The sequence below is a fragment of the Tabrizicola sp. T46 genome (assembly GCF_057219895.1).
In genome coordinates this window covers 406,297-432,277 of record NZ_JBXVVV010000002.1, presented here as the reverse complement: position 1 = coordinate 432,277, position 25,981 = coordinate 406,297, and the positions used below count along the sequence as shown (strand labels likewise).

The following is a 25,981-nucleotide window of genomic DNA, read 5'->3' as shown; positions in this document are numbered from 1 at the left end:
GCCGTTTGCGACGTGATACCGGGGGAAGCGAGCCATCCAAGGCAGGTTTCCGACCTGAAACCCGCGAAATTCGCCAGAGACCGTTTCCGATCGGAAACTCACGTCCGCGGCTGCATCACGCGTGACCCTTGACCGAGCCCGCAGTCCACGCTGCACTGGCCGGGCGAAGCCTCAGACCTTGTAAGCCCAGGGCCGCTGCGCCGGGATGTGCAGGGTCATCCTGTCCCCCAGCCGCAGCGTGCCTTCCCGTTCGACCCAGGCAGTCACGCCGCGCTTGTCCTTCGCCGCGGCCTTGAAGCCCTTGCCCTGTCCGGGCAGCGCCTTTTCGATCGTCACTGCGGGTTCCTGGCAGGGCAGGTTCTCCATGTCGACGACCAGCGTCACACCGTCCGGCCCCTGCAACCGGCTTCCGGGCGGGACATGGGTGAAATCGGGAATCCCCTCCAGGACAAGCGAGGCGCCGACCCAGGCATAGTCCATCGCCGCCAGCCCCATGTCGGCGGCGACCTCGGCCATCTCCTCGGCGCTGACGACGCAAAGCTGGCGGACGTTCCGGATTTCCGTGCCCTTGGGATACTGCTTCGTCACGCGGCTGCATGAGGGCCGCGTTAGCCCGGCATGGACCTCGCCCTCATAGCCCGCGAAGGTCAGCGGCATCTCGTCCAGGGGCCGAGCGGTGATGACCAGTTTTTTCACCGGCACGGGCTGAAAGCCCAACCAGACGACGCGGGCGGTCAGGGATGTTGGGATCAGCGCAGGCATCGGGAACCCTCGTTTCGCTTAAAGCCACTTCTTCCAGCGGAAGAAAAGATAAGGCACCAGCGCAGAGACGACCATCATCCCCAGCGCCATCGGATAGCCCCAGGGCCATGCGAGTTCCGGCATGTGATCGAAGTTCATCCCGTAGATACTCGCGATCAGCGTCGGCGGCAGGAAGACAAAGGCCACGACCGAGAAGATCTTGATCACGTCCGACTGCCGGATGTTGATCACCCCCAGCGTCGCATCCAGCAGAAAGCGGACCTTGGCGGACTGTGTTGCCGCCACCTCGCCCAGAGACTTCAGGTCCTGGAGAAGCGTCTGTGCGGCGGGGCGGTCGGCATCGGTCAGGCAGATGGCATCGGCGGCAGGGGTCTGCACGGTCAGATAGCCGACAACCCGCGTCACGGTGCTCAGGCTTTCCTGCACCTTGGCGTTCAGGTCCTCGGCCCGCCCGATCCGCTGCAGGACGGCGCCCAGCGTCTCGGCCTTGCCGGCCGGGCGATGCGCGGCGAAGATCGCCTTCGACAGCGCGTCAAGCTTGCGCGCCTCGCCCTCCAGTATGTCGGCCAGCCGGTCGACCACCGCGTCGAGAAGAGCCAGAAGCGCATCAATCCCCGTGGCCAGCGGCGTGTCGTGACGCGCGGCCCAGTCGGCGAAATGCTGGAACGAGCCGGGGTGATGATAATGCACCGTCACCAGCCGGTCGGGGCAGACGACAAAGGTCACCGGGCCGATCTCGGTATCCCGCGCCTCGACGGTGGCGACGATCTGCGCGGTCAGGAAGAGGGCACCGCTTTCGCGGTAGATGCGCGAGGAAACCTCGATCTCCTGCATGTCCTCGCGCGTGGGGATGTCGATGCCAAGGGTCGCCTCGACGGCGTCCTCTTCGGCGGCGGTCGGGCAGTCAAGGTCGATCCAGAGGGCATCGCGCAGGTGTTCGCGGGCAAGGTCCATCCGGACCAGCCGGTTGCCCTGTGACCTGAAGGCCGTGATCATCCGCCGCTCCGCCGTCGCCCTTGGCAAAGCCTAGCGGGACCACCGGAAAAGCGAAAGGCCCCGCACGGGGCGGGGCCTTTGGCGTAACGTGCCTGTTACAGCGGCGCAGGTTCCGGATCGGCTTTCGGTGCACGTCCCCGCGTCTTCGGGATCGCCGCGACCGAAGCCCCGCCCCCACCGGACGAGGGCTTGTCGGCATTGTCGTCGCCCGTCAGCGGCTCGCCAGCAATCACCTTGCGGATCTCGTCGCCGGTCAGCGTCTCATATTCCAGAAGACCCTTGGCCAGCCGCTCGAAATCCTCGGACTTCTCCAGAAGGATCCGGCGCGCGGTCTCATAGCCTTCGTCGATCAGCGCCTTCACCTCGGCCTCGATCTTCTGCTTCGTCTCGGCACTGACCGAGAAGCCCGCCGTGTTGCCCTGATAGCCTTCATGCGCTTCGGAATAGTCGATGTTGCCGATCTCGTCCGACATGCCCCAGCGCATCACCATCGCCCGGGCCAGACCCGAGGCCTGCTGGATATCGCCCACCGGGCCGGAGGAGACGCCTTCCTCGCCATACTTGATGATCTCGGCGGCCTTGCCGGCCATGGTCATCGCGATGCGCTGCTTCGCCTCGTCCTTGTGCATCTGGAGGCGGTCCATCTCGGGCAGGCTGACCACCATCCCCAGGGCACCGCCGCGCGGGATGATCGTCGCCTTGTAGACCGGGTCGCACTTCGGCAGCGCCATGCCGACGATGGCGTGGCCGGCCTCGTGATAGGCGGTCTTTTCCTTCTGGTCGTCGGTCAGGACCATGCTGCGCCGTTCCGCGCCCATCATGACCTTGTCCTTCGCCCGCTCGAAATCGTCCATCGTCACGAACCGGCGACCGACGCGCGCCGCCATCAGCGCGGCCTCGTTCACCAGGTTCATCAGGTCAGCACCACTGAACCCCGGCGAGCCGCGGGCGATGGTCCGCAGGTCCACATCCGGCCCCAGCGGCACCTTGCGGGCATGGACCGACAGGATCTTCTCGCGCCCCTTGATGTCGGGGTTCGGCACATGGATCTGGCGATCAAAGCGGCCGGGACGCAGCAGAGCCGGGTCCAGCACGTCCTTGCGGTTCGTGGCCGCGACGATGATCACACCCTCGTTCGCCTCGAACCCGTCCATTTCAACCAGAAGCTGGTTCAGCGTCTGCTCGCGTTCGTCGTTCCCGCCGCCAATGCCCACGCCACGGGCACGGCCCACGGCGTCGATCTCGTCGATGAAGACGATGCAAGGCGCGTTCTTCTTGGCCTGCTCGAACATGTCGCGCACGCGCGAGGCACCGACACCCACGAACATCTCGACGAAGTCGGAACCCGAGATGGTGAAGAAGGGCACGCCAGCCTCTCCCGCAATCGCGCGGGCGAGCAGCGTCTTACCCGTCCCCGGAGGGCCGACCAGCAGCGCGCCCTTCGGGATCTTGCCACCCAGACGGCTGAACTTCTGCGGGTTGCGCAGGAATTCGACGATCTCTTCCAGCTCTTCCTTGGCTTCGTCGATGCCGGCGACGTCGTCAAACGTCACCCGCCCCTGCTTTTCGGTCAGCAGTTTCGCCCGGCTTTTGCCAAAGCCCATCGCGCCGCCGCGCCCGCCACCCTGCATCCGGTTCATGAAGAACAGCCAGATGCCGATGAGGATGATGAACGGGAGCCACAGCGACAGCAGCGACATGAACCCCGACTGCGCCTGCGGCTCGGCCGAGACGCTGACGCCCTTCTCGATCAGCTCGCGCGTCAGGTTGCTGCTCAGGATCTCGCCCTGCGGCTTGATCGCGACATAGGTGTTGCCGTCGTTCGCCCGGAAGACGATCCGCTCGCCATCCAGCGTGACGTTCTGCACCTGGCCGGCATCGACCCGCTGGATGAAGTCGGAATAGCTGACCGTCCGGGATGACATCGTCGTCGAGTTCCCGGAAAACAGCTGGAACAAGGCCATCACCAGGATCAGCAGGACGACCCAGAATGCGATATTGCGCGCGTTGCCCACGAGGCATCTCCCCAAATGTCCGCCTGCCCTGGCTTGGGCGCGGACCCCGTCGCCTCACAAGATAAGCTTTTGGGGCGCGGGTTCAATCGGATAGTCCGAAAAGGTGCTCGCCTGCGTCAAGCTGTGCCGACCAGCCGTTTGACCAACCGGCCAGCGGGGCCGAAACCAGCACATCCCCATGCCAGACCGCCGGGGTCACCTCCAGCACCGGGCGCGGCAGGCCCGTCGCCCGCCAATCCCTGCACTGGCGCAGCCCCTCGGCCCCAAGGGCGCGCACTTCGCCCTTCGGACCCGTGATGCGCCAGCGCCCGTCCCAAACCTCGCCCACCGGGCATGGCCCCCCCAGTGCCCGGGCCTCGCGCAGAAGCCAGCCCCTGCGGAACCGGCATCCCGCCAGCGTCGCATCCCGCCCCCCGCGCATCGCCAACATGAGCCGGTCCAGCTCGGCCGCGCGCGGGGCATAGTCTGCCCCGGTCAGCCAGCCAAGCGCCCGCACGACCACCTGGCGCCGCACCTCGGCGGGGGTCTGCCACAGGCCGTCGCCGATCGTCAGCGCCCCGGCCAGGGGCTGGACAAAGGAGGCAGCAGCCGCCCGCACCTGCACCGCAAGCGCCTCCTGTGCCTCGGCCAGGTTTGCCGCCACCACCGCCAGACCCTCGGCGGTGATCCCAAGGGGGCCAAGCGCCGCCAGCGCCTTTCGCGCCCGGATCCGGGCAAAGCGCGCATCCTCGTTCGTCGGATCATCGATCCAGCCGATGCCCCGCGCCGTCAGCCAGCCGCGCAGTTCCGCGCGGCCCGCGTCAAGAAGCGGGCGGTGCAGGGTCACACCCCCTTCCGTCCAGCGCCTGCGCATGCCCGACAGCCCGGCCAGACCCGCCTGCCGCGCAAGGCCCATCAACACCGTTTCCGCCTGATCGTCGCGCGTATGCCCCAGCGCCACATGCCCGATCCCGCGCTCCCGCGCCCAGGTCAGGATCAACCCCATCCGCGCCCGCCGCGCGGCATCCATCAGGTTGCCCGGCACCGGCCCGTGCTCCCACACCTTCACGGCATGGGGAACGCCCAGCGCGGCACAGGCGGCCGCCACCCCCGCCGCTTCGGCCGCGCTTGCGGGCCTCAGGCGGTGATCGACCGTCACCGCCTCCACCTTCAAACCTGCCGCCAGCGCCAGATGCAGAAGGGCGGTGGAATCCCCACCGCCCGATACTGCAATCCCGATGGTCTCTCCGGCAGGCAGCCGATCGCGGATCAGCCCGACCAGCCGGTCGCCCTCGGCCCGTCCGTCTACTGGCACCCCAGGCCCTGCATCGCCACGCTGGCCTGCGTCGCCGCCATGCTGGCCGGATAGCGGATGCCGACCTCGCCCAGCGTCACGCAGGCCTCCTGCACCTGGCCAAGCTTCCCAAGCCCCTCGCCAAGCTTCAGCAATGCATCCGGCGCGAAGGGTCCGTCCGGCGCCGCGCTGAAGGCATCAAGATAGGACCGCGCGGCAGCCGAGGTCTCGCCCAGGCTGGTCAGCGCCTCGCCGCGCAGGAAATGTGCCTCGGGGATCAGCGGTCCGCCAGGATAGGATTGGGCATAGGTCGCAAAGAGCTCTGCAGCACCGCGAAAGTCACCCGAACCGAGCACCCCCTTGGCCCGGTCAAAGTCTTCCTGCTCGGCTACGGCCAGTTGGGCCCCACCAGTGGTGTCACCGGTTGTAGTGGCCGGATCCGTCACCACCGGGGCCACAGCCGCCCCACCCGTGTCTCCGCCCAGTGTCGGGGTTGCCGCCAGCGAGGTCGGATCGCAGCCCTCGGTCAGTTCGCAGACACGGTACTCGATGTCGCCGATCCGGTTCGTGCCATCCGACACCACCCGATTCAGCCGCAGCTCCACCTCTTCGGTGCGCGCGGTTAGGCGCGCCAGCGTCGCCTCGATCGTGTCCATCCGGGTCAGCGCATCGCCGCCCGCAGCGCCGCTCGTCGCGGCCCCGGTCGTGATCAGCTCGGACTTCAGCGCGTTGAACTCGGCCGCCAGCGCCGAAAGCTCGGCGCGGATATCGGCCAGCGTCTGGGCGCGGTCCTGCGCAAGGGCAGGACCGGCAGCCAGGGCCAGAAGGATCAGAAGTCCGAGACGCCGCATGTCGTCAGACGCCTACGCCGGCCGACAGCACCGTCACCGCACGGCGGTTCTTGGCATAGCAGCTCTCGTCCGAGCAGACCTCGAGCGGACGCTCCTTGCCGTAGCTGATGGTGCGCAGCCGGGTCGCCGGGACGCCCTGACTGATCAGGAAGTTCTGCACCGCCGCCGCGCGCCGTGCGCCCAGCGCAAGGTTGTATTCCCGCGTGCCCTGTTCGTCGGCATGGCCTTCGATGATCGCGGCATAGCCCGTGTTCTGCATCAGCCACTGCGCCTGCGCCGTCAGGATCGTCCGCGCCTCGGGCGACAGCGTCGACTGGTCGACCGCGAACAGGACCCGATCACCGACACGCTGGTTGAAATAGGCGATCGAGGTCGGGTTGTTCGGGTCACCCAGACCCGTGGTGTCGATGCCCGACCCCGGCCCGCCGGCACCACCGGCACCACCCGCGCCATAGCGGTCAGGGTTGTTGCAGGCCGCAAGGGCCAGGGCGGCAACGATCAGCAGCGATTTGACGGCAAGGGTCATGGGGCTTCATCCTTCTTCTTGGCTCGATTGGGGTGACCTTAACAGCTTTGCGCGCCGCTGTGAATCAGCGGCGCGTCACAATTCACGGCAAAAGCGGCGACCATGCGGGGTCGCTCGCCGGGCCCTCGGTCGGGATCTGCTTGAGGTTCCGCCCGGTGATGTCCACCGACCAGAGGCTCGTCTGTCCGCTTTCCCCCGCCGTCTCGCGGGTGAACATCAGGACCCGGCCGTTCGGCGCCCAGGTCGGGCCCTCGTCGAGGAAGCTCGCGGTCAGAAGCCGCTCTTCGCTGCCATCCGTCCGCATCACGCCGATGTGGAACCGGCCCGCGTTCTGCTTGGTGAAGGCGATCAGGTCGCCGCGCGGTGACCAGACCGGGGTGCCATAGCGCCCTTCCCCGCCCGAAATCCGCGTGCCCTCGCCGCCGGTCGCCGGCATGACATAAAGCTGCGGCACGCCCGTGCGGTCGCTTTCGAAGACGATCTGGCTGCCATCCGGGCTGAACGAGGGCGCGGTCTCGATCGAGGGCGCGTTCGTCAGCTGCGTCAGCCCGCCCGAAGACAGGTTCAGCGTGTAGATGTCGGTATTCCCGCCCCGCTCGAGGCTGAAGACGATGGTGCCGCCATCCGGCGAAAAGCGCGGCGCGAAGGTCATGGTGCCGGGCTGTTCGTCCAGCGTCCGCCGTTCAAGGCTGCCCACATCCATCAGCGTGATGCGCGGGAACCCCGTCTCGTAGCTCGTATAGATGATCCGGTCGCCTGCGGGCGAAAAGCGCGGCGCCAGCACGATTGCGGAACTGTCGGTCAGGTAGGCCACGTTCGCCCCGTCATAGTCCATCACCGCCAGCCGCTTCAGCCGCTGGTTCTTCGGACCGGACTCGCTGACAAAGACCACCCGGCTGTCGAAATAGCCGCCTTCGCCGGTGATCTTGGAATAGACCACGTCGGCCACCTTGTGCGCCATCCGCCGCCACCCCTGCGTTGTCCCTGCGAACTGCAGCGCCGCACCTTCCAGCACCTGGCCGTTGAAGACGTCATAGGCGCGGAACTTCACCGTAACCCGGTCGCCCGCCACGGAAACCGCCCCGGTGACCAGCACCTGCGCATTGATCGCCTTCCAGTCCTCGAAAGCGATGCCGCCGTCAAAGCTCGTGATCCGGCTGATATGGGCGTCCTCACCGATGGTGCGGAAGAACCCGGTGCCTTCAAGGTCCGAGATCACCACCCGGGTGATCTCGCGCGCGAACTCGCCCGCGCCACCTTCGTCGATGAAGGTCGGCACCGCGATCGGCATCGGCTCGATCACCCCGGGACCGATCACGATCCGCGGCGGCGCGTTCTGCGCCAGAACCGGCGCCGAGGCCAGTGCCCCGGTCGCAACGACCATTGCCAGCAGGGTCCGGAAGGCTGTTCTCATCGGCTTTTTCATCCGCCTTGTGCTCCGTTCGTTGTCTTTTGCATCCGCGCTTGCGGCGGAAGGGTTTCCGTCTTCGGCATCGCCCGGACCGTCATCTCAGCCTCATTCCATTGGCATCGAAGACCAGGTCAAGCACCCGCCAGGTCTCGTACTTGTCCGCCGGCAGCGGAAGTCCGCCATCGGCATGGGCCCGGTTCACCGCCCGCCGCGCGGATTCGAAAAGCTTGTCGATCCCGGTCTGGGTCGGCCCCTCGGCTTCCAGAAGCTCGAAGTCGGTAGGCCTGCCATCGGGGGCAAAGCTGACGCGGATGACGATCATCGTCGACATGGTATCGGTCGAGGCCGCCCCAAGGTTCCATTTCCGCGCGATTGAACTCGAGATGTCGCCCATTTCGCCCCCGGTCAGCGGCGGTCCCTGCGGCAGGTCCTGCCCTCCGGTATCCGCCGCTGTATCCTCGGCCGCGGGCTCCACCATTTCTTCCAGCAGCGCCGCGATGGCTTCGTCGGTCGCGGCGTCCTCCACCGGCGTGACGGTCAGTTGTTCCGAAACCGGCGGGTCCTCCGGCGCGGCGGCGGCAAGCTCCGGCTCGGGCAGCTCCTCGGGGCGGGTCCGTGGGCGGATCGAGGTCATCATCCCCGTCGCCTCGTCCTGCTCGCGGTTGGCCTCGGTTTCCAGGACATCGCCGGTGTCCTCGGCGACCGTTTCCTCGGTCTGGGTCTCCTGCTCGACCACCGTTTCCGACGGCTCCTCGCTGACCGCCGGGGTCGGCGTGTCCGAGGTCTCTGCCTCCACTTCCACCTCGACCGGGCTTGGCGCCACGATCTCGGCCGCCTCGGGCGTCGGGTTGATCTCGGTCGAGGTAGATTCGAAGGCCTGCTCGGTCTCGGCCTGCACCACGTCGCTCGGCGGCGGCGGGGTCGGTTCCGGCACGGGTTCCGGTTCTGGCTCCGGTTCCGGCTCTGGCGGCGGTTCCGGGACGGGTTCGGGCTCCGGCTCGGGTTCGGCCACTGGCTCGGGGCGCGGCTCGGGGCGGACTGGGGCCGGTTCTTCCGACGGCACCGGCGTCGCCGCCTGAAGGGCCGCGAACTCCTCGCTCGTCATCAGGCTGACCTGCGTCGCGATGATCTCCTCCGGCGGGCGGACCGGAAACAGCCAGTCCCCCACAAGGACCCACAGGATCAGCCCTGCGTGCCCGATCCCGGAAAAGATCGTTCCCGTCTGCATGCCGGTCAGCCGCCCGAATTCTCGCCGGTTTCCGCATTGGACGCGCCATCCGCGCCAAAGCTTGGGCCGTCCGCATCGGTCACGAGGTTGATCTCGTTGAACCCGCCGGCATTCAGCGCGCCCATCACCTGCGCGACCCGCGCGTATGGGATCCCGCCATCCGCCCGCAGGAACACCTTGTTCGACGTGCGCTCGGCCGCGATGGCCGTCAGCTTCGGGATGAGTTCGGCATCCGAAACAGCCGTGTTCTGGATCGCGATGCCACCCTCCGGCGTGATCGAGATCGTCAGCGGCTCTTCCTGTTCCGTCGGCAACGCCGCCGCCGCGGTCTTCGGCAACTCCAGCGGCACCCCCACGGTCAGCATCGGAGCCGCCACCATGAAGATGATCAGAAGCACCAGCATCACGTCCACGAAGGGCGTGACGTTGATCTCGCTCATCGCGGTCGACCTGCCCCGGCGCCTGCGGCCCCGCCCGCCCCCGCCGCCGCCCGATTTCACCACACTCGCGGCCATGGCTCAGGAATCCAGCTGGCGCGACAGGATCGTCGCGAATTCGTCGGCAAAGCTTTCATAGCCGCCGATGATCCGCTCGCTGTCGGCATTGAGCTTGTTGTAGAAGACCACCGCCGGAATGGCCGCGATCAGCCCGATCCCGGTGGCCAGAAGCGCCTCGGCGATGCCGGGGGCCACGACCACAAGGCTCGTGTTTCCGGAAAGGGCAATCTCTTCGAATGAGTGCTTGATCCCCCAGACCGTGCCGAAGAGCCCGATGAAGGGCGCGGTCGAACCCGTGGTGGCCAGGAAACTCAACCCGTTGTTCAGGCTTTCGCTTTCGCGCGAGATCGCCACGTTCATCGCCCGGTCGATCCGCGCCTGAGCCCCTGCGATCAGCCCGCCGTCCTGCTTGTGGCTCCGCCGCCATTCCAGCATGCCCGCCGCGAAGATCTTTTCCGACTGGCCCTGCGGGTCCGGCCCGATCTTCTCGAAAAGCTCGTCCAAGGGCTCGCCCGACCAGAAGGCCCGGTCGAAGATCGACGCCTCGCCCCGCGCGCGGCGGAACTGGATGTGTTTCTGGATGATGATCGCCCAGGACCAGAACGACATGACCAGAAGCATGATCATGACGATCTTCACCGTCAGCGTTGCACGTGCAAAGAGGGCAAGCAGAGAGAAATCAATCTCCTGCGCCATCGCAAGGGTGTCCGTTTCCATTACGCCTGCTCTTGTTGGTCGGGCCTTTTTGGCTCCGTTAGCGGCGAATCTACCAAGATTACAGCGGGAATGCCAACAGAACTCTGCACCCGGCAGGGATTTGCCTGTGCCCCCTCCTCGTGCGACTTCGTCTTCTCGTCGGTTCTTCACGCGAGGAGCGCCGAAGGCGACGACGAGCCTTCCGCCGTCAGTGGACCGGCCCCGCCAGCCGCGCCCGCACCTCGGCCGGAAGGCGAGCGGCGTGCCCGTCCTCGGCCAGGCAGACCAGCGTCACCACCGCCGCAAAGATCCGTTCGCCCCCGCGCAGCACCACCTGGTCCAGCACGATCCGCGCCCCGCCCAGCGACTGGAGCACGGTTTCCACCACCAGTTCATCCCCGAAGCGCGCCGGACGCAGGTAGTCCGCCTCGATGCGGCGGACGGCGAAGACGATCCCCTCGCGGGCGCGCAGATCCATCTGGTCCACCCCGAGGCCCGAGACCCATTCCGTCCGCGCGCGTTCGATGAATTTCAGGTAGTTCGCGTAATAGACGATCCCGGCAAGGTCGGTATCCTCGTAATAGACGCGCACGCCGTGCCGATGCGACAAGTCCAAGCTCCCATACTGTGCCCGCCTTCGCGATAGCACAGTCCTCCGGCACTCACAAAGCGACGGAGGATGTCAGCCCTCCCTGCAGGTTCGCAGCCGGATAGCGCAGGCCGCGCTCCTGCACATGGACATCGGCATCCGAAAGCTGGAAGGCCCGCAGCAACCGGTCGATGGTCCGTTGCCGGTCAAGGCCGGTCTGGCAGGTGTAAAGATCGATCGTCACGAAGGCCCGGGCCGGAAAGGTGTGAAAGCTGATGTGGCTTTCCGCGATCATGACAAAGCCGGACAGCCCGCCGGGGTCCTTGTGGCAGTTTGGCCCGACCGAAACCACCATCGGCGCGCAGATCGCATGCATCCCCATCTCGGCCGGCAACTCGTCCAAGAGCGCGCGCAGGGCGACAGGATCGGTCATCAGCGGCCCATCGGCATCATAGCCGTCGATCATCAGATGCACGCCGAAGGGTTCGGGTTTTGTCGCCGGGATGGAAAGGTCATTCATGTGCAAGGGCTCCGCTTCCGACAGCCACCCGCACCGGGCGCAGTCGGTCATAGACAAGGTGAAAGACATAGGCATAGACCGTGTAGAGCAACGTCAGCCCCAAATCGGCCAGTAGCGCCGCCCGGAAAGACAGTCCGCCCAGCCCCATCAGGATCGGCAGCGTGACCACCAGGGTCGTCGCCTCGTGGCTGATCGCATGCAGCACCCGCCAGCGTTGCGGCCGGTCGCTCGCCAAGCGCCCGCTCAGGCGGAAATCGGCCCAGTCGAAGAGGCTGTTGTGGATGGGGGACCAGACCAGCACCGCCACGGCAAGGGCCAGCATCAGTGCAAAGGCCTCGCCTGCCGTTCCCCCGCCGAGAAGGGCGAACAGAGGGACCGAAAGGCACAGGCCCCCGACCTCGTAGGCCAGCGTCTGGATCAGCCGTTCGCGGGGGGAACGCAGGGTCATGATGGCCTCGAAATCTGGGCGTCGCGGGTGATCGGGAAATCGGTTCAGGCAAAATCTCTGCCACAGGCCTAGCACGCCCTTTGGAACAGCGGCGTGAAATCAGCGCGAAAGTACCGCCAAAGACTGCGGTCCCCGGGTCGACCCGGACCATCGGCAGCCCCCGGTCCATGGCCGCCCGGCGCCTGGCTAGTGGTCTCTCGCCGTCAACCGCGCCGCCAGCCGCAGCGCATGGGCCGGCTCGCGCGACATCACCGGCAGCACGGGGTCGTATCCCGCCCGGATCACCGCCCCGATCTCTGGCCTGAGGATCACCGTGTCGCCCACCCGCGCCAGCGGGGAAGATCCGTCGAACGCCCGGTCCGACCACAGAAGGATCGTCTGCACCGCCTGGGCCAGCGCCAGAACATCGGCCGACATCCCGGCCAGACTGCCGTCCATCCGCAGGAAGACAAAGGCCGCCCGGATCGCCCCCGCGGGATCAAAGCGGAAGATCCGGTACTGGTTCGCCCCCACCCCCGCCAGCCGTGCGACGAGGTCGGCCAGCCCCGGCACCAGCCGGTCCAGGTCCGGCACCGACAGAAGCTCCTCCCAGTTCCGGACGAAGAACACCATCAGGTTCGCGCCCAGGTCCGGATCGGTCTCGGCCATCCGGTGCCCGGCGAGCGCCACCACCGCCTCGAAGGCGCCCTTGATCACCGGCAGGCTTTCATCCGCCGCGCCAAAGACCACCGGCACCACCGGCCGCCCCCAGCGCGCGAAAAGATAGGTCCCGTCGGATCGGGTGAAGAGCGCCGCGATGTCCTCCACCCGCAGCCCCGCCTCTTGCTCTTCCGTTTCACGCTTCACTGACCGTGTTTCCTTTCTGCCCAAGTATCCTGGGGGTTTGGGGGTGAAACCCCCATCAGCCGAGGAGGAGGCGAAGCCCGACGACGAGACAAATGGCTTGCGCGGAACGCGCTCCGCTCATTTCGCTTCGAACATATCCGCCTGGCCCGGACCCCTTGGCGGCTCCAGCCCGAGATGCCGCCAGGCCTTGGCCCCCAGCATCCGCCCGCGCGGCGTCCGCAGGATCAGCCCCTGCTGGAGGAGATAGGGCTCGATCACTTCCTCGATTGCATCGCGCGGTTCCGACAGCGCCGCCGCGATCGTCTCCACCCCGACCGGCCCGCCGCCGTAATTCCCGGCCAGCAGCGTCAGGTAGCGCCGGTCGGCACCATCCAGCCCCAGGTTGTCCACCCCCAGCCGCGTCAGCGCCCGGTCGGCAAGCGCCCGGCTGATCCGCCCGCCCTCCTCGACCAGCGCGAAATCCGCCACCCGCCGCAGCAGCCGCCCCGCGATCCGCGGCGTCCCCCGCGCGCGGCGCGCGATCTCGCGGCAGCCCTCCGGCTCGGCCTGCAACCCCATCAGCCGCGCCCCCCGCGCGACGATCTCGTAAAGCTCGGCCTCGGAATAGAACTCAAGCCGCGTCGGGATGCCGAAGCGGTCACGCAAGGGGGTCGTCAAGAGCCCCAGCCGCGTCGTCGCCCCGACCAGCGTGAAGGGCTGCAGATCGATCCGCACCGTCCGCGCCGCCGGTCCCTCGCCGATCACCAGGTCCAGCGCGAAATCCTCCAAGGCCGGGTACAGCACCTCTTCCACCACCGGGGACAAGCGATGGATTTCGTCGATGAAGAGCACATCCCGCGGCTCCAGGTTCGTCAGGATCGCCGCAAGGTCCCCCGGTTTCGCCAGCACGGGACCCGAGGTCATCCGGAACCCCACCCCCAACTCCCGCGCCATGATCTGCGCCAGCGTCGTCTTCCCAAGGCCCGGCGGTCCGTGGAACAGCGTATGGTCCATCGCCTCACCGCGCATCCGGGCGCTCTCGATGAAGACGGCAAGGTTCGCCCGCGCCTCGGCCTGCCCGATGAACTCGGCCAGCATTTGCGGGCGCAGCGCCTTGTCGGTGTCCTCGGGCAGCCGGTCGGGCCGCAGGGTGGGATCGGAACTCATGCCGCTTCGATCATTTCGGGGCCAGAACCTTCAATGCCGCCCGGATCAGCGCCGCTGCATCACCCTCGGGCAGATCGCCGGCCACGGTCGCCACCGCCTGCGCCGCGTCGCCCTGACCATAGCCAAGGTTCACCAGCGCCGACAGTGCATCGGCCGAAGCCGCCGCGCGCCGTTGCGATCCTTCGTCGACTCGGACAGCCTTCTTCGGCGCAGGCGCAGCCTCCTCGACGACCACTACGTCCTCCGCCCCGGCCTTCGCCGAAAGCCCCGCGCCCGCTGCCATCACCCCCGGCGCCTTGGCCTTCAGCTCCAGGATCACCCGCTGCGCCAGTTTCGGTCCCACACCCGGCGCGGCCTGCACGGCACGCGCATCGCCCAAGGTGATCGCCCGACCCACGCCTTCCGCCCCCAGCGTCCCAAGGATCGCCATGCTGGCCTTCGCGCCAACCCCCTGCACGGTCATCAGAAGCTTGTGCCACTCTTTCTCCAGCATGGTCGGAAAGCCGAAAAGCTGCAAAAGGTCCTCGCGCACCAAGAGGTCCGTATACAGCGACACCGCCTCGCCCACGCCGGGCAACCCGGCCAGCGTCCGCTCGCTGACATGGACGATATAGCCCACCCCGCGCACGTCGATCAGCACATGGTCGGGGCCGCGCCAATCCAGCCGACCGGAAATCCTGCCGATCATCCCGCAGCCCTCAACGCCGCCTGCAACCGGCCCGCCGATTGCAGATGATGCGCGTGGCAGACCGCGACCGCCAGCGCATCCGCCGCGTCAGGCCCTGCGATCACCACCCCCGGAAACTGCAGCCGCACCATGTGGTCGACCTGCACCTTCGCCGCGTGCCCCACACCCACCACCGTCTTCTTCACCGCGTTCGGCGCATATTCCCCGACCGTCAGACCGAACTGTGCCGGGACCAGAAGCGCGATCCCCCGCGCCTGCCCCAGCTTCAGCGTCGCCACGGCGTCCTTGTTGACAAAGGTATGCTCCACCGCCGCCGCCGCGGGTTGCCACTGGCGCAGGACCTCGGACAGCTGGGAGTGAAGCGAAACCAGGCGCTGCGCCAGATCCCCGTCCTCGCCGTCCGAATGGCAGATGCCGTTCGCGACATGGGTGAGACGCGAGCCCGCAACGTCGATCACGCCCCAACCGAGGTTCCGCAATCCCGGATCGATCCCAATGACACGCAACACCCTGCCCCTTTTCTTGCTCTTGGGTCCCGATTAGCACGAAAAGGGAACATCCGCCAACGGCTTTCACACCCGCCCGGACAGCCGCCCGGAAATTGTGCAGTTGCAGAAAGCGACCAGGCGGCGCAGAAAAGCGACAGTTTCCGCGGGCCCGGCGCAGAACATCCTGTAAATCATGAAAAAATCGTGACGCGAGCCATGCAGCCATTGCAAGGCGGCCATGCCTCGCCTCGCCTTGCTTTGCACATGCAGCAAGACTATCTGGCACGGCATGAAGGAACAAGCCTTCGAAATGAGCAGTTTGAGAACAAGGATGCAAGCCATGGCCGCTGTCGAGACGACCCGCCCGGCGCCCTTTGGCGCCATCACCACCTACCGTGCCCTGAATGGACTGTCGAACGTCTTCGCCGCCCTGTCGGCCTGGAACGACGCGCGTGTCACCCGCAAGGCGCTCAGCAAGCTTTCTGACCGCGAACTGGACGATATCGGTCTGTGCCGCGGCGACATCGACGATATCGCCCGCTAAGACCTCTCCGGTCGGCACCTGGTGGTGCCAAATGACAAAGGTCGCATCCGGGATGCGGCCTTTTTCATGTTCCGGCTGGCCGTCTCAGCGCGGCAGAAGCGCCTGCAACTGGCCAGAGATCGCCAGCGTGACCGGATCGGGATACATCAGATAGGCGCCGATCGGGTCAAAGCCCTGCCCGGCGGCAAGGGCGCTCACCCGGCTTTCATAGGTCTGCGCGCCGACATAATAGTGGATCACACCCTTAAGCCCCAGGCCAAGCGCCAGGGCAAGGATCAGCGGCTTTGCAAGTTTCAGCAGGCGCGAACCCGTCCGCGACGACGCCTTCCGGCTGACCGTCCCCCGGGCTTCGAAGCCATAGCCCTTTGCATGCGATTTCTCGATCCGCGACACGCGGCTGTAAAAGTCATTAAGGTTAGGATCTACCCACATAATCTCCACCCAGAGTAGCAGCTCTGCACAAAGGCGATGTTGCTGCGGTTTTATGGCGAAATTGCGGCGCGTTCATCCGGCGTTCACCGATCCGGCCCGCAACCGGACATTGTCCACGATCTTACATCTTCTGTAGCTCAAGCGTCGACCATTCGCCAATATCGTTGCGATTTTGCAAACGAAGCCCCTCTGCGACATAGGCCGCCGTCACCGCCTCGGCCTGCACCACCAGAAGGCCAGAGAGAATCGCTCGCCCCCCAGTTGCAAGGCCTGCACTGATCGCGGGCGCAAGCTCGATCAGCGGGCCTTTCAGGATATTGGCGAAGATCAGGTCATAGGGCGCGGCCTCGGCAAGCCGCGGATGGTCCAGCCCGGCCGCCTCCAGGCACTCGACCCGGCCCTCCAGCCCGTTGATCGCCACATTCGCCTCGGCAACATCCACCGCGACCCGGTCAATGTCGCTGGCGATGACCAGCGCGTCCGGCAGCGTCGCCGCCGCCGCCATCGCCAGAACCGCCGTCCCGCAGCCGATATCGGCGACCTTCTCCGGCCGGACCCCGGCGGCCAGCAGCCGGTCAAAGGCCAGAAGGCAGCCCAGCGTGGTCCCGTGGTGGCCGGTCCCGAAGGCCACCGTCGCCTCGATCTGCAAAGGCACCCGGCCGGGCGGCACTTTGTCGGCATCGTGGCTGCCGAAGACGAAGAACCGCCCGGCGTCGACCGGCGAAAGCTCGCGCCTGACATGGGCCACCCAGTCCACTTCCGGGAGTTCCGACAGCGCGAAGGGCTTTGCCCCGAAGGCAGCCGCCAGCACCTCCAGCATCACCCCGTCCGGCGGCTCCAGGAAGTAACCGCCGACCTCCCAAAGCCCCGATCCGTCCTCGATCTCGAAGACGCCGACACCCGTGGGCTCAGGGTCCATCCGCTCCATCGCGGCGGCAAGCGACTGGGCGGCCTCCTCGCCGGGCAGCGTGGTCAGGGCGGAATAGGTGGGCATCGGCAGCACTCCTTTGCCCCCGCCCTTACGCGCCCCGGTCCGGCCGTTCAAGCCGGACCGGGTGCCGTGCACCCCGAATTTTCGCAGAAAATTCGTGCCCGCTCAGGCGCGGACGCCAACCCCGATCGGACAGGTCACCCCGGTGCCCCCCACGCCGCAATAGCCGCCCGGGTTCTTCGCCAGGTATTGCTGGTGATAGTCCTCTGCAAAGTAGAAGGTCGGCGCGGGCAGGATTTCGGTCGTGATCGGCCCCATGCCCGCCGCCTTCAGCGCCGCCGCATAGACCTCTTTCGAGGCCTTCGCCGCCGCCATCTGCGCGTCATTGTAGGCATAGATCCCCGACCGGTAGGTCGAGCCGACATCATTGCCCTGCCGCATGCCTTGGGTCGGGTCATGCCCTTCCCAGAAGACCTTCAGAAGCTCCTCATAGCTCACCAGCGTCGGGTTATAGATCACCCGCACCACCTCGTTATGGCCGGTCAGCTGGGTGCAGGTCTCGCGGTAGGTCGGGTTCGGCGTGTAGCCCCCGGCATAGCCGACCATGGTCAGCCAGACGCCCGGGGTCTGCCAGAACTTCCGCTCGACGCCCCAGAAGCAGCCCATCCCGAACATCGCCTCTTCCATGCCCTCCGGCACCGGCGACTTCAGGGGGATGCCCGACAGGAAATGCAGCTCCGCCGTAGGCAACGGCTCTGCCCGCCCCGGCAGGGCCTTGTCGGCCGTGACCATTTCCATCGACTTGCGGGTGAAGAACATGACTGAACCTCCGTTTCCGCTGCCGAATGTAATGCGCGCGGCGGAAATCCCAACCCGCGTTACAAGAGGGTCACCAAGAGATTACTCCGCCGCCCCTACTCAGCAGCGACGGGCACCCCGCGCGAAAACACCGTCTCCAGCCCCGGCTCCGGATGCCGCGGGATCAGGCAGATGAGGCCGAACGCAAAGAGCGCCATCCCCGCCCCCAGCATGAACACGTAATCCGGTGAGGTCGCCCAAAGATACCCCAGCGCCGCCGGCAGGAAGACCGCCGCGATATGGTTGATCGTGAAGGCCACCGCCGCCGTGGGGGCGATGTCCTTGGGGTCCGCGATCTTCTGGAAATAGGTCTTCAGACTGAAACTCAGCGCAAAGAACAACTGGTCCAGGATGTATAGCGCCCCCGCGATCACGATCCCCCAGCCGAACCAGTAAAGTCCGCCATAGGCCAGGAACACCAGCGTCAGCCCGATATACTCGAACCCCATGACATTCCGCTCGCCATACCGCTCCAGCGCCCGGCCCATCACCGGCGCGACCGCCATGTTGATGAGGTAGTTGATCAGAAGGAGAAGCGTCATCTCGCTGACATGCATCCCGAACTTCTCGACCATCATGAAGCCGGCAAAGACGACAAAGATCTGACGCCGCGCGCCGGCCATGAACTGCAGCGCATAGTAAAGCCAGTACCGCCGCCGCAGCACGATATGCCGGTGCTGGACATGGGGCGACTGGAACTGCGGATAGGCAAGGGCCGCGAAGATCACGATGGCAATCGTCAGCCCGCCCGAGGCCACGTAGACCGTGTTGTAATCCAGCCCCAGACTGTCCCAAAGCGCGACAATCGCCCCGTAGGCCGCCAGGCTCGCCCCCGCCCCCACCGCCACGATCCGCCCCAGCACGATCGGCGCGCGGGCCTTGTCGATCCACTGGAGCTGAAGCGACTGGTTCACCGTCTCGAAGTAGTGAAACCCGATCGACGACAGCAGCGTCATCACCAGCAAGCCACTGAACGAGGTGAACCACCCCGTGAACATCGTCGCCGCCCCGAGGAGCGCCAGCATCAACAGCGCCAACACCTGCTCCCGCACCGCCAGAAGGATCGCGATGACCACGACCGCCAGCAGCCCCGGAATCTCCCGCACCGTATGCAGCCAGCCGATCTCGCGTCCGGTGAACGCCGCCACCTCGATGACGAAGTTGTTCAGCAGCGCCGACCAGGTCGCAAAGCTCAGCGGCATCGCCGCCGCCATGAGGTAAAGCAGCGCCTCAGGCCGCCGCCAGGCGGGCAGCCGATGGGTCTCGTTCAGGGGCAGGAGATTGGCCATACGCAGGACCTAGCCAAATCGGGGGCCAAGGCAAAGGCAAAGCTTGTGCCCGGCACAATCCCGCGCCACCCTTGGCCGATGCGGAAGGAGGAAGCCATGACCGACCGGATCGAGGTTCAGAACGTCGGCCAGCCTGGCAAGACCTACCGCGTGGATGCGGCAAAATACGCCGAGATGCGCGCGGCCATGGAAGGGGTTCTGCCGAACAGCCCGCCCGGCCTCACCCCGGCCGAGATCATCGAAGCGGTTAAGCCCTACCTCTCCGACGCGCAGTTTCCCGGGGGCGAAACCGCCGGCTGGTGGGTCAAATGCGTGCAGCTTGATCTCGAGGCGAAGGGGCTCCTGGCACGGGCGCCCAAAGCGCCGGTACGATTATGGCGGGCATGAGGGCAAGCATGCGCCGAGCCTGCCACCAGTACCGATGCCCGAGGGCCGCCGCTTGACCGAAGGGCGAAAGGTGTGGCGGCGGCGGGCAGTCCTTGCGGGCGGGGCCATCGCCGTCGCGGCCTGGGTGATAGGGCTTCCCCGTCTCATGTCGTCCTGGCCATCGCGGCTGACCTTTCGCGATCTGCCGGGCCTCGCGCCGTTCCGTGTCCTGCAATCGACCGGCGGCCTTTCGGCAGGGTCAGCCGCTCTGGCCGGGCTTGAGCCGACCGCCCCGCCGGATCCGGAACACGAAGCCCGGGTCGCGGCGGTACGGGCCGATCCCTGTAACGCGCTCTTCGGACCGCTCACCGACACCCGCCTGCCGATCGCGTTCTTTTCCGACTTCAACTGCCCGAACTGCAAGGCGCTCAGCGAAATCCTGCAGGAGCAGATCGCCACCCGACCGAATGAGCTGCGCCTCATCCGGCACGAACTGCCCCTCCTCGGGGCCGCCTCAACCCTTGCCAGCCAGGCGGTGCTGGCCGCCGACCGGCAAGGTGGCTACGAGGCGATGCACAGCCGGCTGATGCGGACGCGGATGGTCACCGACATGAACCGCGTGGCCTCGATTGCAGAGGATGCCGGCCTCGATACCCAGCGCCTGCTGGCCGACATGCAAACGCCCGAGATCGCAACAGCGCTGGACCGCGCGCAGGCAATAGCCACGGTCTTCGGCCTCCGGGGTGTCCCAGCCACCGTCATCGGCCGGACGCTGTTCCTCGGCGTGATCCCTGCCCCGGACGTCCGGCAGATCATCGAGGCGGAACTGGCCGCCCTGCCGCTGGCCTGCGGAAGGGCCTGAGCTGCGGGAAAGACACCGTGCGTAGCGCACGCTACCTCTTCGCCCGGAATGGGCGCGATCAGCAAGCCGTTGGGTGGGTGCCAACCCACCATTCTGAGACTTTCCCTCTCACAAGAAACTCTGCGGATCGATATCCACCGCCAGCCGCAAGTCCCGCGGCACCTTCACCCCCGCTAACCACTCCGCCAGCGCCGCCTGCAACGGCGCCCCCTTCTCGGCCTTCACCAGAAGCCGCACCCGGTGCCGCCCCCGGACCCGGGCGATGGGGGCAGGTGCCGGCCCCCAGACCTCGGCCCCGATGCGCTTCAAGGGCTCCGACCGCCGGGCGAGCTCTGCTCCGAAGTCAAACACCTCCGCCACATCCGTCGACGACAGGATGATCCCCGCCATCCGCCCATAGGGCGGCACGCCACTGGCCCTCCGCTCCGCCGCCTCGGCGCGCCAGAAGGCCTCCTCATCGCCGCCCAGAATGGCCCGGATCACCGGATGCTCCGGCTGGTGGGTCTGGAGCCAGGCCTCCCCCTTCCGCTCCGCCGTCCGCCCCGCGCGCCCCGCCACCTGGCGCATCAGCTGAAACGTCCGCTCCGCCGCCCGCAGGTCAGACCCCTGCAATCCGAGGTCAGCGTCGATCACCCCCACCAGCGTCAGGAGGGGAAAGTTGTGCCCCTTCGCCACGATCTGCGTGCCGATGATGATGTCCGCGCCACCGCCCGAGATCTCGGCGATCTTTTCCTTCAGGGCACGGGCCGACCCGAAGAGGTCCGACGACAGCACCGCCACCCGGGCCTCCGGAAACCGCGCCGCCACTTCCTCCGCCAGCCGCTCCACCCCTGGCCCCACGGCGGCCATCCGCCCCTCGACCCCGCAGGCTGGGCAGGCCGCCGGCACAGGCTTCGTCGCCCCGCACTGATGGCAGACGAGCCGCTTCTGGAACCGGTGCTCCACCATCCGCGCGTCGCAGTGGTCGCAGCCCACCTGATGCCCGCAGGCCCGGCAGAGCGTCACCGGAGCAAACCCCCGCCGGTTCAGGAACAAGAGCGCCTGCTCCCCCCGCGCGACGACCGCGCTGACCTTCGTCGCCAGCGTCTCCGAAATCCACCGGTCCGAAGGCAACTTCTCCGCGCGCATGTCGATCGCCCGCATCTCCGGCATCTCCGCCGCGCCGAACCGCGAGCCGAGGTCCAGCCGCCGGTACTTCCCCGCCTCGACATTGGCCCAGGTCTCCAGCGACGGCGTCGCCGACGCCAGCACCACCGGGCACCCCGCAATCGCCGCCCTTAACACCGCCATGTCCCGCGCGTGGTAAAGAACCCCATCCTCCTGCTTGTAGGAGGTGTCATGCTCCTCATCGACGACGATCAGCCCGAGGTCCTGGAACGGCAGAAAGAGGGCCGACCGCGCCCCCACCACCAGCTCCGCCCCGCCTTCGGACACCATCCGCCACAGCCGCCGCCGCTCGGTCATCGTGACACCCGAATGCCACTCCGCCGGCCTTGCGCCGAAGCGCTCTTCCACCCGCGCCAGGAACTCCGCCGTCAGCGCGATCTCCGGCAAGAGCACCAAGGCCTGCCGACGCGTCCTGAGACACTCCGCCACCGCCTCGAGGTAGACCTCGGTCTTCCCCGACCCCGTCACCCCCTTCAGCAATGTCGCCGCATAGCCCCCCCGCGCCACGTCGGCGACGAGCGCATCCCCCGCCGCAACCTGCTCGCCCTTCAGCCGCATCCCCACATCGGCCTTCAGCCGCGGATAGGGCGTATCCCGCGGCGCATCCTCCTCCGCCACCACCCCCAGCTTCACCAGCCCCTTCACCACCGAGGCACCGCACCCCGCCGCCTCCGCCAGCTCGCCCAAAGTCACCGGGGCACCCCGGAACTCCCGCAACGCCTCCACCACCCGGTGCCGCGCCTCGGTCAAGGTGTTCGGCACCGGACCCGCCAGCCGATACACCCGCCGCACCGAGGCCGGCTCCCCCAGCCCCGGAGCCCGCGTCGCCAGCCGCAGCATCGCCGGCAGCGGCGTCAGCGTGTACTCCGCCGCGCGGGCAAGGAACGACCGCAGCTCCCCCCGCATCGGCCGCGCGTCCAGCACGCGCCCCACGGGCCGCACCTTCGCCGGGTCCCAGCCGCCAACGCCCGGCCCCCAGACCACGCCCAGCACCCGGCGCGGCCCAAGCGGCACCTCGACGAAATCGCCGTCCCCGCAGCCCCCCTCCGGCGCACGGTAATCCAGCACCCTGCCCAGGGGCTCAGTCGTCAGCACCCCGACCAGATCGCCCGCCTGATAGACCCGGTCCGCCACCCGTCCCGCCTTTCACTTCGAAGCCGTTTGGGGTAAACCCCGGCCCGAGAGCATAGAACCCCGGCGCGGCACCTTCCGCAACCGCCCGCCTGATCGCCCGAGGAGGCCCCCATGAAATTCTTCATCGACACCGCCGACGTGGATGCGATCCGTGAGCTTCACGATCTCGGCATGGTCGACGGCGTCACGACGAACCCGTCCCTCATCCTGAAATCCGGCCGCAACATCCTCGAGGTCACGAAAGAGATCTGCTCCTTCGTCCAGGGCCCCGTCTCGGCCGAGGTCGTGGCGCTGAAAGCCGACGACATGATCGCCGAGGGGCGGAAACTCGCCGCCATCGCCCCGAACATCGCCGTGAAAGTCCCGCTCACCTGGGACGGCCTCAAGACCTGCAAGGTCCTCACGGGTGAGGGCTTCATGGTCAACGTCACCCTCTGCTTCTCGGCCAACCAGGCGCTGATCGCGGCCAAGGCCGGGGCCACCTTCATCTCGCCCTTCATCGGGCGGCTGGACGACATCAACCTCGACGGGCTGGACCTGATCGGCGACATCCGCACGATCTATGACAACTACGACTTCAAGACCCAGATCCTCGCCGCCTCGATCCGGTCAGCGAACCACGTCAAGGACTGCGCCCTGATCGGCGCCGACGTCGTCACCGCCCCCCCGGCCGTCATCAAGGCACTGGCGAGCCACGTCCTGACCGACAAGGGGCTGGACCAGTTCACGGCGGACTGGGCGAAGACGGGGCAGAAGATCCTTTAGGGTGGGGTTCCACCCCACCGCACGCCGCCCCACGTAGGGTGCGCATTCATGGCGCACCAACCACCCCACCCACCCCGCACCTCCCCTCCCCTTCCGTGGGGAGGGAATGGGGGTGGGAGCACCGGCTCAACCCTCGCACACCCCGTAGGTCGGGGCCTGCCCCGCCTCCCGCGCCCCGTAGGTCGGGCTTCAGCCCGCCTCCCCCGCCGACCACGAGCGCCGCTCCCTCCTTCGTGCCGGCGCACCAGCGACCGAACGAAGCACTTTATGCCTCGACCCCTCCCACCGAAGTTCGGGTGACCGCCGCTGCAAAGCGCCCTCCCGAGGGGAGGGAGGGCGCGGCCCGGCGGCGCAAGCGCCTTGTTTCCAGGCCAAGAGCAGAGCCTCCCTTTCAAACTCCAACCCACACATCAGCCCCATCGTAGAGTGCGCTATAGCGCACGCCCCCCTACATCCCTTTCGTCAGATTTGCCCAAAGCGAATCTGATTGCGCCCGGCCCGCCCCCCAAGGTCAGCTTAAGAGCCCGAAGCGGACGTCCGCGCGGGCCGAAGCACTCAACACGTTGGAGGGTATCTGCATGCGATCGCTCCCGTTCCGGGACCCCGGGGCGATGGTCAGGGGCGCGTTTTCCGCCTGACGCCCTAGCTTCAAAGACGGTAAAGGGCGGTCCGAAGACCGCCCTCGTCGTAGTATAGGTCAGGCGGGACTTCGCCCCGGGAAGCTTAGGCCGCCTTCTTGCGGCGCAACGCCACAAGACCGCCGACGCCCGCGAGGAGCAGCCAGCCGGCGGCGGGCAGCGGGACGACCGCCGGCTCGTAGCTGACGCTGACTGTCTTCAGCTTCCACTCGTCATTGTCGCCCCTGGCACCGACAAGAAACATGGAGCCGGTATAGAGGGTCGAGAACGTGTACTCGTACCAGAAGGTCGACCCTGTGCCGATGTCGAGGACTTCGGCCCACGTCGCGCCGTCATAAGTGTAGACAAGCGCGTTGTCGTTCCAGTCCCAGTACGAAAACTTGATCTTCTTCAGCGTCACCTCTGGGGCGAAGCTTAGCTTTATGAACTCGTTCGAATTCTGGCCATCGACTTCGTGGTCGCTGTCGTTCGGTTGGTTGAAGTAGATGCCGTAGGCGGAACTCCTGTCGATGTCGGACGCCGTGCAACTGGCGTGGTTCGGCCCCGCCCCGTCGTTGCATCGGATGCCGCTCACTGTGAGGTCGACACCGTTGGAGCTATAGGTGAAAGATGCTTCGTTAGTGTCGTTGCCGCCACTCCGAAGATCGAAATGCGCGTCCACTGTCGCCGCAGTCGTGGACGACGTGACAAACACGGCAGCTGCGAATGCGACTGCAGCCATGGTCCTAATATGCATTGTACCCCCTCCCCGTCACTCACTGAATCGCTTCACCCGCGACAGGACTGAGAGTAAAAGTAGGCAGAGCTCGGAGCAAGCGGCCTGCTACAATTTGGGCAAAATCGCGGCGGCCCGACGTCGATTTGTGAACAGTCATCGCATAAGGCCGTTGATTGTGTACGTCTTGCGCTGCTGCCGGGTGCCGAGTTCGCTGGCGCCTGGGAGTTGATGCTAAGCTCGCTTCTTCTCGGCCCCTAGATTCAGCGACGAGGGCGAACGTCCGAAAAGTCCACAAAGCTGCCGTTCGTAACCGCTTGAGTGCCCCCAGAACCGTGCGCTTGCCATGTGTACCTCACCCCCCTCACCTCACCAGCGGCACCACCCCTTCCCCCACCGGGAGCCCCTCCGCCCCATACCTCCGCTGCAGCACCTCCTGCATCTTCACCCGGGGCCCCTGCACGACCGAAGGCCCCTCCTCCTCCCACGCCTCCCCCAGCTCCCGCGCCGCGTCCCCGAACTGCGGCTTCGGCCCGTCCCACAGTTCCTCCCGCCGCCGGTAATGCGGCACCGTTTCGGCCCCCCGGATCACCCCGGCGAGGCGCGCGTGCATGTAGCTCCGCAGCACGTCGTTGATCCGCGGCCCGTACCCCTCGCCCATCGACTTGAAGAACTTCACCACGTCGGCCTCCAGCCGCAGGTTCACCTTCACCCCCGCCCGGCGCGGGGTGGCAGTGGCGATCTCGTGCCACTCCTCCGGGATGCGCCCGGTCAGTTCGATGGTGTTGTGCAGGTCCCATTCCAGGCGGCGCATCACGTCCATCATGTAGGTCATGTTCTGGCGCTGGCGGGGGGTCTGTTTCGTCAGGTCGGGCATCGGGCGGTCTCCTTTGCGGCCACCCTGACCGGGAAAGGTTAACGCCGCCCGAGCATGGCGCGCGCAGAGACGGAAGGAAGACCGAAGGAAGACGCGTTGAAGACGTCCCGCTTCCCCCTTGCCAGCGCCCGGCTTATCCTGCATCCCCTGTCCATCCCGTGAAAGGCATCGACCCATGGACTACGGCAAATCCGGCAACCCCAAGGGCGGCGGCAAGGCCCCCCGCGGCCCCGACCACGCCCAGAAAGGCGCCCCGAAGTCGGTCAAGCCACCGCGCGAGACGAAGGAAGACCTCCTCGCCCGGATGAAGGCTGCGGCGAAGAAGGACCCGAAGGGCTGACCCTCGCCTCCCCCTATCTCGCCCCCGGTTTCTATGAGGCGGCGATCGCGCAAGGCCGCCACCGCGACATCGTCGGCGGCCGC

At 66.9% G+C, this 25,981-nt stretch carries 29 protein-coding genes; 5 read left to right on the top strand and 24 right to left on the bottom strand.

Going from position 1 to position 25,981, the window contains the following annotated elements; translation table 11 throughout:
* Window positions 1-171 precede the first annotated feature (171 nt).
* The 17 genes from AC2D9V_RS09685 to ruvC form a co-directional block, all read right to left on the bottom strand.
* Complete coding sequence (locus AC2D9V_RS09685; RefSeq protein WP_484713866.1) at window positions 172-762, bottom strand: MOSC domain-containing protein; 591 nt, start codon at window positions 760-762, stop codon at window positions 172-174.
* 18 nt (window positions 763-780) lie between these two features.
* Window positions 781-1,758: a magnesium transporter CorA family protein gene (locus AC2D9V_RS09680; RefSeq protein ID WP_484713865.1), complete on the bottom strand. Its 978-nt coding sequence runs from the start codon at window positions 1,756-1,758 to the stop codon at window positions 781-783.
* 95 nt (window positions 1,759-1,853) lie between these two features.
* Window positions 1,854-3,773, bottom strand: a complete 1,920-nt coding sequence (gene ftsH / locus AC2D9V_RS09675; protein ID WP_484713864.1) for an ATP-dependent zinc metalloprotease FtsH — start codon at window positions 3,771-3,773, stop codon at window positions 1,854-1,856.
* Between the two features lie 82 nt (window positions 3,774-3,855).
* A complete protein-coding gene (gene tilS, locus AC2D9V_RS09670; RefSeq protein WP_484713863.1) occupies window positions 3,856-5,067 on the bottom strand; it encodes a tRNA lysidine(34) synthetase TilS in 1,212 nt (403 codons plus the stop codon).
* Window positions 5,058-5,897, bottom strand: a complete 840-nt coding sequence (gene ybgF / locus AC2D9V_RS09665; protein ID WP_484713862.1) for a tol-pal system protein YbgF — start codon at window positions 5,895-5,897, stop codon at window positions 5,058-5,060. Before ybgF ends, tilS begins: the two co-directional genes overlap by 10 nt.
* 4 nt (window positions 5,898-5,901) lie before the next feature.
* On the bottom strand, window positions 5,902-6,423 hold the full coding sequence (pal, locus tag AC2D9V_RS09660; protein WP_484713861.1) for a peptidoglycan-associated lipoprotein Pal: 522 nt from the start codon (window positions 6,421-6,423) through the stop codon (window positions 5,902-5,904).
* A gap of 82 nt (window positions 6,424-6,505) precedes the next feature.
* Window positions 6,506-7,837 carry a Tol-Pal system beta propeller repeat protein TolB gene (gene tolB, locus AC2D9V_RS09655; RefSeq protein ID WP_484713860.1) on the bottom strand — a complete coding sequence of 444 codons (1,332 nt, stop codon included), beginning with the start codon at window positions 7,835-7,837 and terminating at the stop codon, window positions 6,506-6,508.
* 91 nt (window positions 7,838-7,928) lie between these two features.
* Window positions 7,929-9,062, bottom strand: coding sequence for a hypothetical protein (locus AC2D9V_RS09650; protein ID WP_484713859.1), 1,134 nt, complete (start codon window positions 9,060-9,062; stop codon window positions 7,929-7,931).
* Window positions 9,063-9,067: 5 nt separating this feature from the next.
* On the bottom strand, window positions 9,068-9,577 hold the full coding sequence (gene tolR / locus AC2D9V_RS09645; protein WP_484713858.1) for a protein TolR: 510 nt from the start codon (window positions 9,575-9,577) through the stop codon (window positions 9,068-9,070).
* Window positions 9,578-9,580: 3 nt separating this feature from the next.
* Complete coding sequence (gene tolQ / locus AC2D9V_RS09640) at window positions 9,581-10,276, bottom strand: protein TolQ (RefSeq protein ID WP_484713857.1); 696 nt, start codon at window positions 10,274-10,276, stop codon at window positions 9,581-9,583.
* A 187-nt stretch (window positions 10,277-10,463) separates the two neighbouring features.
* Complete coding sequence (ybgC, locus tag AC2D9V_RS09635) at window positions 10,464-10,865, bottom strand: tol-pal system-associated acyl-CoA thioesterase (protein ID WP_484713856.1); 402 nt, start codon at window positions 10,863-10,865, stop codon at window positions 10,464-10,466.
* A gap of 52 nt (window positions 10,866-10,917) precedes the next feature.
* Window positions 10,918-11,364 carry an S-adenosylmethionine decarboxylase gene (speD, locus tag AC2D9V_RS09630; protein ID WP_484713855.1) on the bottom strand — a complete coding sequence of 149 codons (447 nt, stop codon included), beginning with the start codon at window positions 11,362-11,364 and terminating at the stop codon, window positions 10,918-10,920.
* Complete coding sequence (locus AC2D9V_RS09625; protein ID WP_484713854.1) at window positions 11,357-11,812, bottom strand: PACE efflux transporter; 456 nt, start codon at window positions 11,810-11,812, stop codon at window positions 11,357-11,359. Before AC2D9V_RS09625 ends, speD begins: the two co-directional genes overlap by 8 nt.
* A 186-nt stretch (window positions 11,813-11,998) precedes the next feature.
* Window positions 11,999-12,658 carry a hypothetical protein gene (locus AC2D9V_RS09620; protein WP_484713853.1) on the bottom strand — a complete coding sequence of 220 codons (660 nt, stop codon included), beginning with the start codon at window positions 12,656-12,658 and terminating at the stop codon, window positions 11,999-12,001.
* A gap of 117 nt (window positions 12,659-12,775) precedes the next feature.
* A complete protein-coding gene (ruvB, locus tag AC2D9V_RS09615; RefSeq protein ID WP_484713852.1) occupies window positions 12,776-13,804 on the bottom strand; it encodes a Holliday junction branch migration DNA helicase RuvB in 1,029 nt (342 codons plus the stop codon).
* 10 nt (window positions 13,805-13,814) lie between these two features.
* Entirely contained in the window at window positions 13,815-14,492 is a 678-nt protein-coding gene (gene ruvA / locus AC2D9V_RS09610; protein ID WP_484713851.1) for a Holliday junction branch migration protein RuvA, read from the bottom strand.
* Window positions 14,489-14,998, bottom strand: a complete 510-nt coding sequence (ruvC, locus tag AC2D9V_RS09605; RefSeq protein WP_484713850.1) for a crossover junction endodeoxyribonuclease RuvC — start codon at window positions 14,996-14,998, stop codon at window positions 14,489-14,491. The genes ruvA and ruvC overlap by 4 nt, the downstream gene beginning before the upstream one ends.
* Window positions 14,999-15,320: 322 nt before the next feature.
* Here ruvC and AC2D9V_RS09600 point away from each other — a divergent pair, with 322 nt between their 5' ends.
* Window positions 15,321-15,524 (top strand): DUF1127 domain-containing protein, encoded by a 204-nt coding sequence (locus AC2D9V_RS09600; protein ID WP_484713849.1) that lies wholly within the window; start codon window positions 15,321-15,323, stop codon window positions 15,522-15,524.
* Between the two features lie 84 nt (window positions 15,525-15,608).
* Here the strand turns inward: AC2D9V_RS09600 and AC2D9V_RS09595 are convergent, their stop codons facing one another.
* From AC2D9V_RS09595 to AC2D9V_RS09580, 4 genes are all read right to left on the bottom strand, one after another.
* A complete protein-coding gene (locus AC2D9V_RS09595) occupies window positions 15,609-15,917 on the bottom strand; it encodes a hypothetical protein (protein WP_484713848.1) in 309 nt (102 codons plus the stop codon).
* A 160-nt stretch (window positions 15,918-16,077) separates the two neighbouring features.
* On the bottom strand, window positions 16,078-16,950 hold the full coding sequence (locus AC2D9V_RS09590; RefSeq protein WP_484713847.1) for a 50S ribosomal protein L11 methyltransferase: 873 nt from the start codon (window positions 16,948-16,950) through the stop codon (window positions 16,078-16,080).
* 102 nt (window positions 16,951-17,052) lie between these two features.
* Entirely contained in the window at window positions 17,053-17,706 is a 654-nt protein-coding gene (gene msrA / locus AC2D9V_RS09585) for a peptide-methionine (S)-S-oxide reductase MsrA (RefSeq protein ID WP_484713846.1), read from the bottom strand.
* A gap of 95 nt (window positions 17,707-17,801) precedes the next feature.
* Window positions 17,802-19,034 (bottom strand): MFS transporter, encoded by a 1,233-nt coding sequence (locus AC2D9V_RS09580; RefSeq protein ID WP_484713845.1) that lies wholly within the window; start codon window positions 19,032-19,034, stop codon window positions 17,802-17,804.
* 96 nt (window positions 19,035-19,130) lie between these two features.
* Here AC2D9V_RS09580 and AC2D9V_RS09575 point away from each other — a divergent pair, with 96 nt between their 5' ends.
* Both AC2D9V_RS09575 and AC2D9V_RS09570 read left to right on the top strand, forming a co-directional pair.
* Window positions 19,131-19,421, top strand: a complete 291-nt coding sequence (locus AC2D9V_RS09575) for a DUF6958 family protein (RefSeq protein ID WP_484713844.1) — start codon at window positions 19,131-19,133, stop codon at window positions 19,419-19,421.
* Window positions 19,422-19,473: 52 nt separating this feature from the next.
* The gene (locus AC2D9V_RS09570; protein ID WP_484713843.1) at window positions 19,474-20,262 is read left to right on the top strand and encodes a DsbA family protein; all 789 of its coding nucleotides are present in this window, start codon (window positions 19,474-19,476) and stop codon (window positions 20,260-20,262) included.
* Window positions 20,263-20,370: 108 nt separating this feature from the next.
* On the opposite strand, the gene AC2D9V_RS09565 is transcribed toward AC2D9V_RS09570, so the two are convergent.
* The gene (locus tag AC2D9V_RS09565) at window positions 20,371-22,563 is read right to left on the bottom strand and encodes a primosomal protein N' (RefSeq protein ID WP_484713842.1); all 2,193 of its coding nucleotides are present in this window, start codon (window positions 22,561-22,563) and stop codon (window positions 20,371-20,373) included.
* Window positions 22,564-22,674: 111 nt separating this feature from the next.
* Between AC2D9V_RS09565 and fsa the strand changes: the two genes are divergently transcribed.
* Complete coding sequence (gene fsa, locus AC2D9V_RS09560; protein WP_484713841.1) at window positions 22,675-23,328, top strand: fructose-6-phosphate aldolase; 654 nt, start codon at window positions 22,675-22,677, stop codon at window positions 23,326-23,328.
* Between the two features lie 723 nt (window positions 23,329-24,051).
* On the opposite strand, the gene AC2D9V_RS09555 is transcribed toward fsa, so the two are convergent.
* Window positions 24,052-24,540 carry a VPLPA-CTERM sorting domain-containing protein gene (locus tag AC2D9V_RS09555; RefSeq protein ID WP_484713840.1) on the bottom strand — a complete coding sequence of 163 codons (489 nt, stop codon included), beginning with the start codon at window positions 24,538-24,540 and terminating at the stop codon, window positions 24,052-24,054.
* A 505-nt stretch (window positions 24,541-25,045) separates the two neighbouring features.
* On the bottom strand, window positions 25,046-25,558 hold the full coding sequence (locus AC2D9V_RS09550) for a BrnA antitoxin family protein (RefSeq protein WP_484713839.1): 513 nt from the start codon (window positions 25,556-25,558) through the stop codon (window positions 25,046-25,048).
* A 175-nt stretch (window positions 25,559-25,733) separates the two neighbouring features.
* On the opposite strand from AC2D9V_RS09550, the gene AC2D9V_RS09545 reads away from it, so the two are divergent.
* Window positions 25,734-25,898 carry a hypothetical protein gene (locus AC2D9V_RS09545; protein ID WP_484713838.1) on the top strand — a complete coding sequence of 55 codons (165 nt, stop codon included), beginning with the start codon at window positions 25,734-25,736 and terminating at the stop codon, window positions 25,896-25,898.
* Window positions 25,899-25,981: the final 83 nt, after the last annotated feature.

Coding starts and splice junctions, on each gene's coding strand:
- AC2D9V_RS09685 (WP_484713866.1), bottom strand. CDS start 762: ATGCCTGCGCTGATCCCAACATCCCTGACCGCCCGCGTCGTCTGGTTG.
- AC2D9V_RS09575 (WP_484713844.1), top strand. CDS start 19,131: ATGACCGACCGGATCGAGGTTCAGAACGTCGGCCAGCCTGGCAAGACC.
- ruvA (WP_484713851.1), bottom strand. CDS start 14,492: ATGATCGGCAGGATTTCCGGTCGGCTGGATTGGCGCGGCCCCGACCAT.
- pal (WP_484713861.1), bottom strand. CDS start 6,423: ATGACCCTTGCCGTCAAATCGCTGCTGATCGTTGCCGCCCTGGCCCTT.
- AC2D9V_RS09550 (WP_484713839.1), bottom strand. CDS start 25,558: ATGCCCGACCTGACGAAACAGACCCCCCGCCAGCGCCAGAACATGACC.
- fsa (WP_484713841.1), top strand. CDS start 22,675: ATGAAATTCTTCATCGACACCGCCGACGTGGATGCGATCCGTGAGCTT.
- msrA (WP_484713846.1), bottom strand. CDS start 17,706: ATGTTCTTCACCCGCAAGTCGATGGAAATGGTCACGGCCGACAAGGCC.
- speD (WP_484713855.1), bottom strand. CDS start 11,364: ATGAATGACCTTTCCATCCCGGCGACAAAACCCGAACCCTTCGGCGTG.
- AC2D9V_RS09680 (WP_484713865.1), bottom strand. CDS start 1,758: ATGATCACGGCCTTCAGGTCACAGGGCAACCGGCTGGTCCGGATGGAC.
- AC2D9V_RS09650 (WP_484713859.1), bottom strand. CDS start 9,062: ATGCAGACGGGAACGATCTTTTCCGGGATCGGGCACGCAGGGCTGATC.
- AC2D9V_RS09545 (WP_484713838.1), top strand. CDS start 25,734: ATGGACTACGGCAAATCCGGCAACCCCAAGGGCGGCGGCAAGGCCCCC.
- ybgF (WP_484713862.1), bottom strand. CDS start 5,897: ATGCGGCGTCTCGGACTTCTGATCCTTCTGGCCCTGGCTGCCGGTCCT.
- AC2D9V_RS09600 (WP_484713849.1), top strand. CDS start 15,321: ATGGCCGCTGTCGAGACGACCCGCCCGGCGCCCTTTGGCGCCATCACC.
- AC2D9V_RS09580 (WP_484713845.1), bottom strand. CDS start 19,034: ATGGCCAATCTCCTGCCCCTGAACGAGACCCATCGGCTGCCCGCCTGG.
- tolB (WP_484713860.1), bottom strand. CDS start 7,837: ATGAGAACAGCCTTCCGGACCCTGCTGGCAATGGTCGTTGCGACCGGG.
- tolQ (WP_484713857.1), bottom strand. CDS start 10,276: ATGGAAACGGACACCCTTGCGATGGCGCAGGAGATTGATTTCTCTCTG.
- tolR (WP_484713858.1), bottom strand. CDS start 9,577: ATGGCCGCGAGTGTGGTGAAATCGGGCGGCGGCGGGGGCGGGCGGGGC.
- AC2D9V_RS09590 (WP_484713847.1), bottom strand. CDS start 16,950: ATGCCCACCTATTCCGCCCTGACCACGCTGCCCGGCGAGGAGGCCGCC.
- AC2D9V_RS09625 (WP_484713854.1), bottom strand. CDS start 11,812: ATGACCCTGCGTTCCCCCCGCGAACGGCTGATCCAGACGCTGGCCTAC.
- ruvB (WP_484713852.1), bottom strand. CDS start 13,804: ATGAGTTCCGATCCCACCCTGCGGCCCGACCGGCTGCCCGAGGACACC.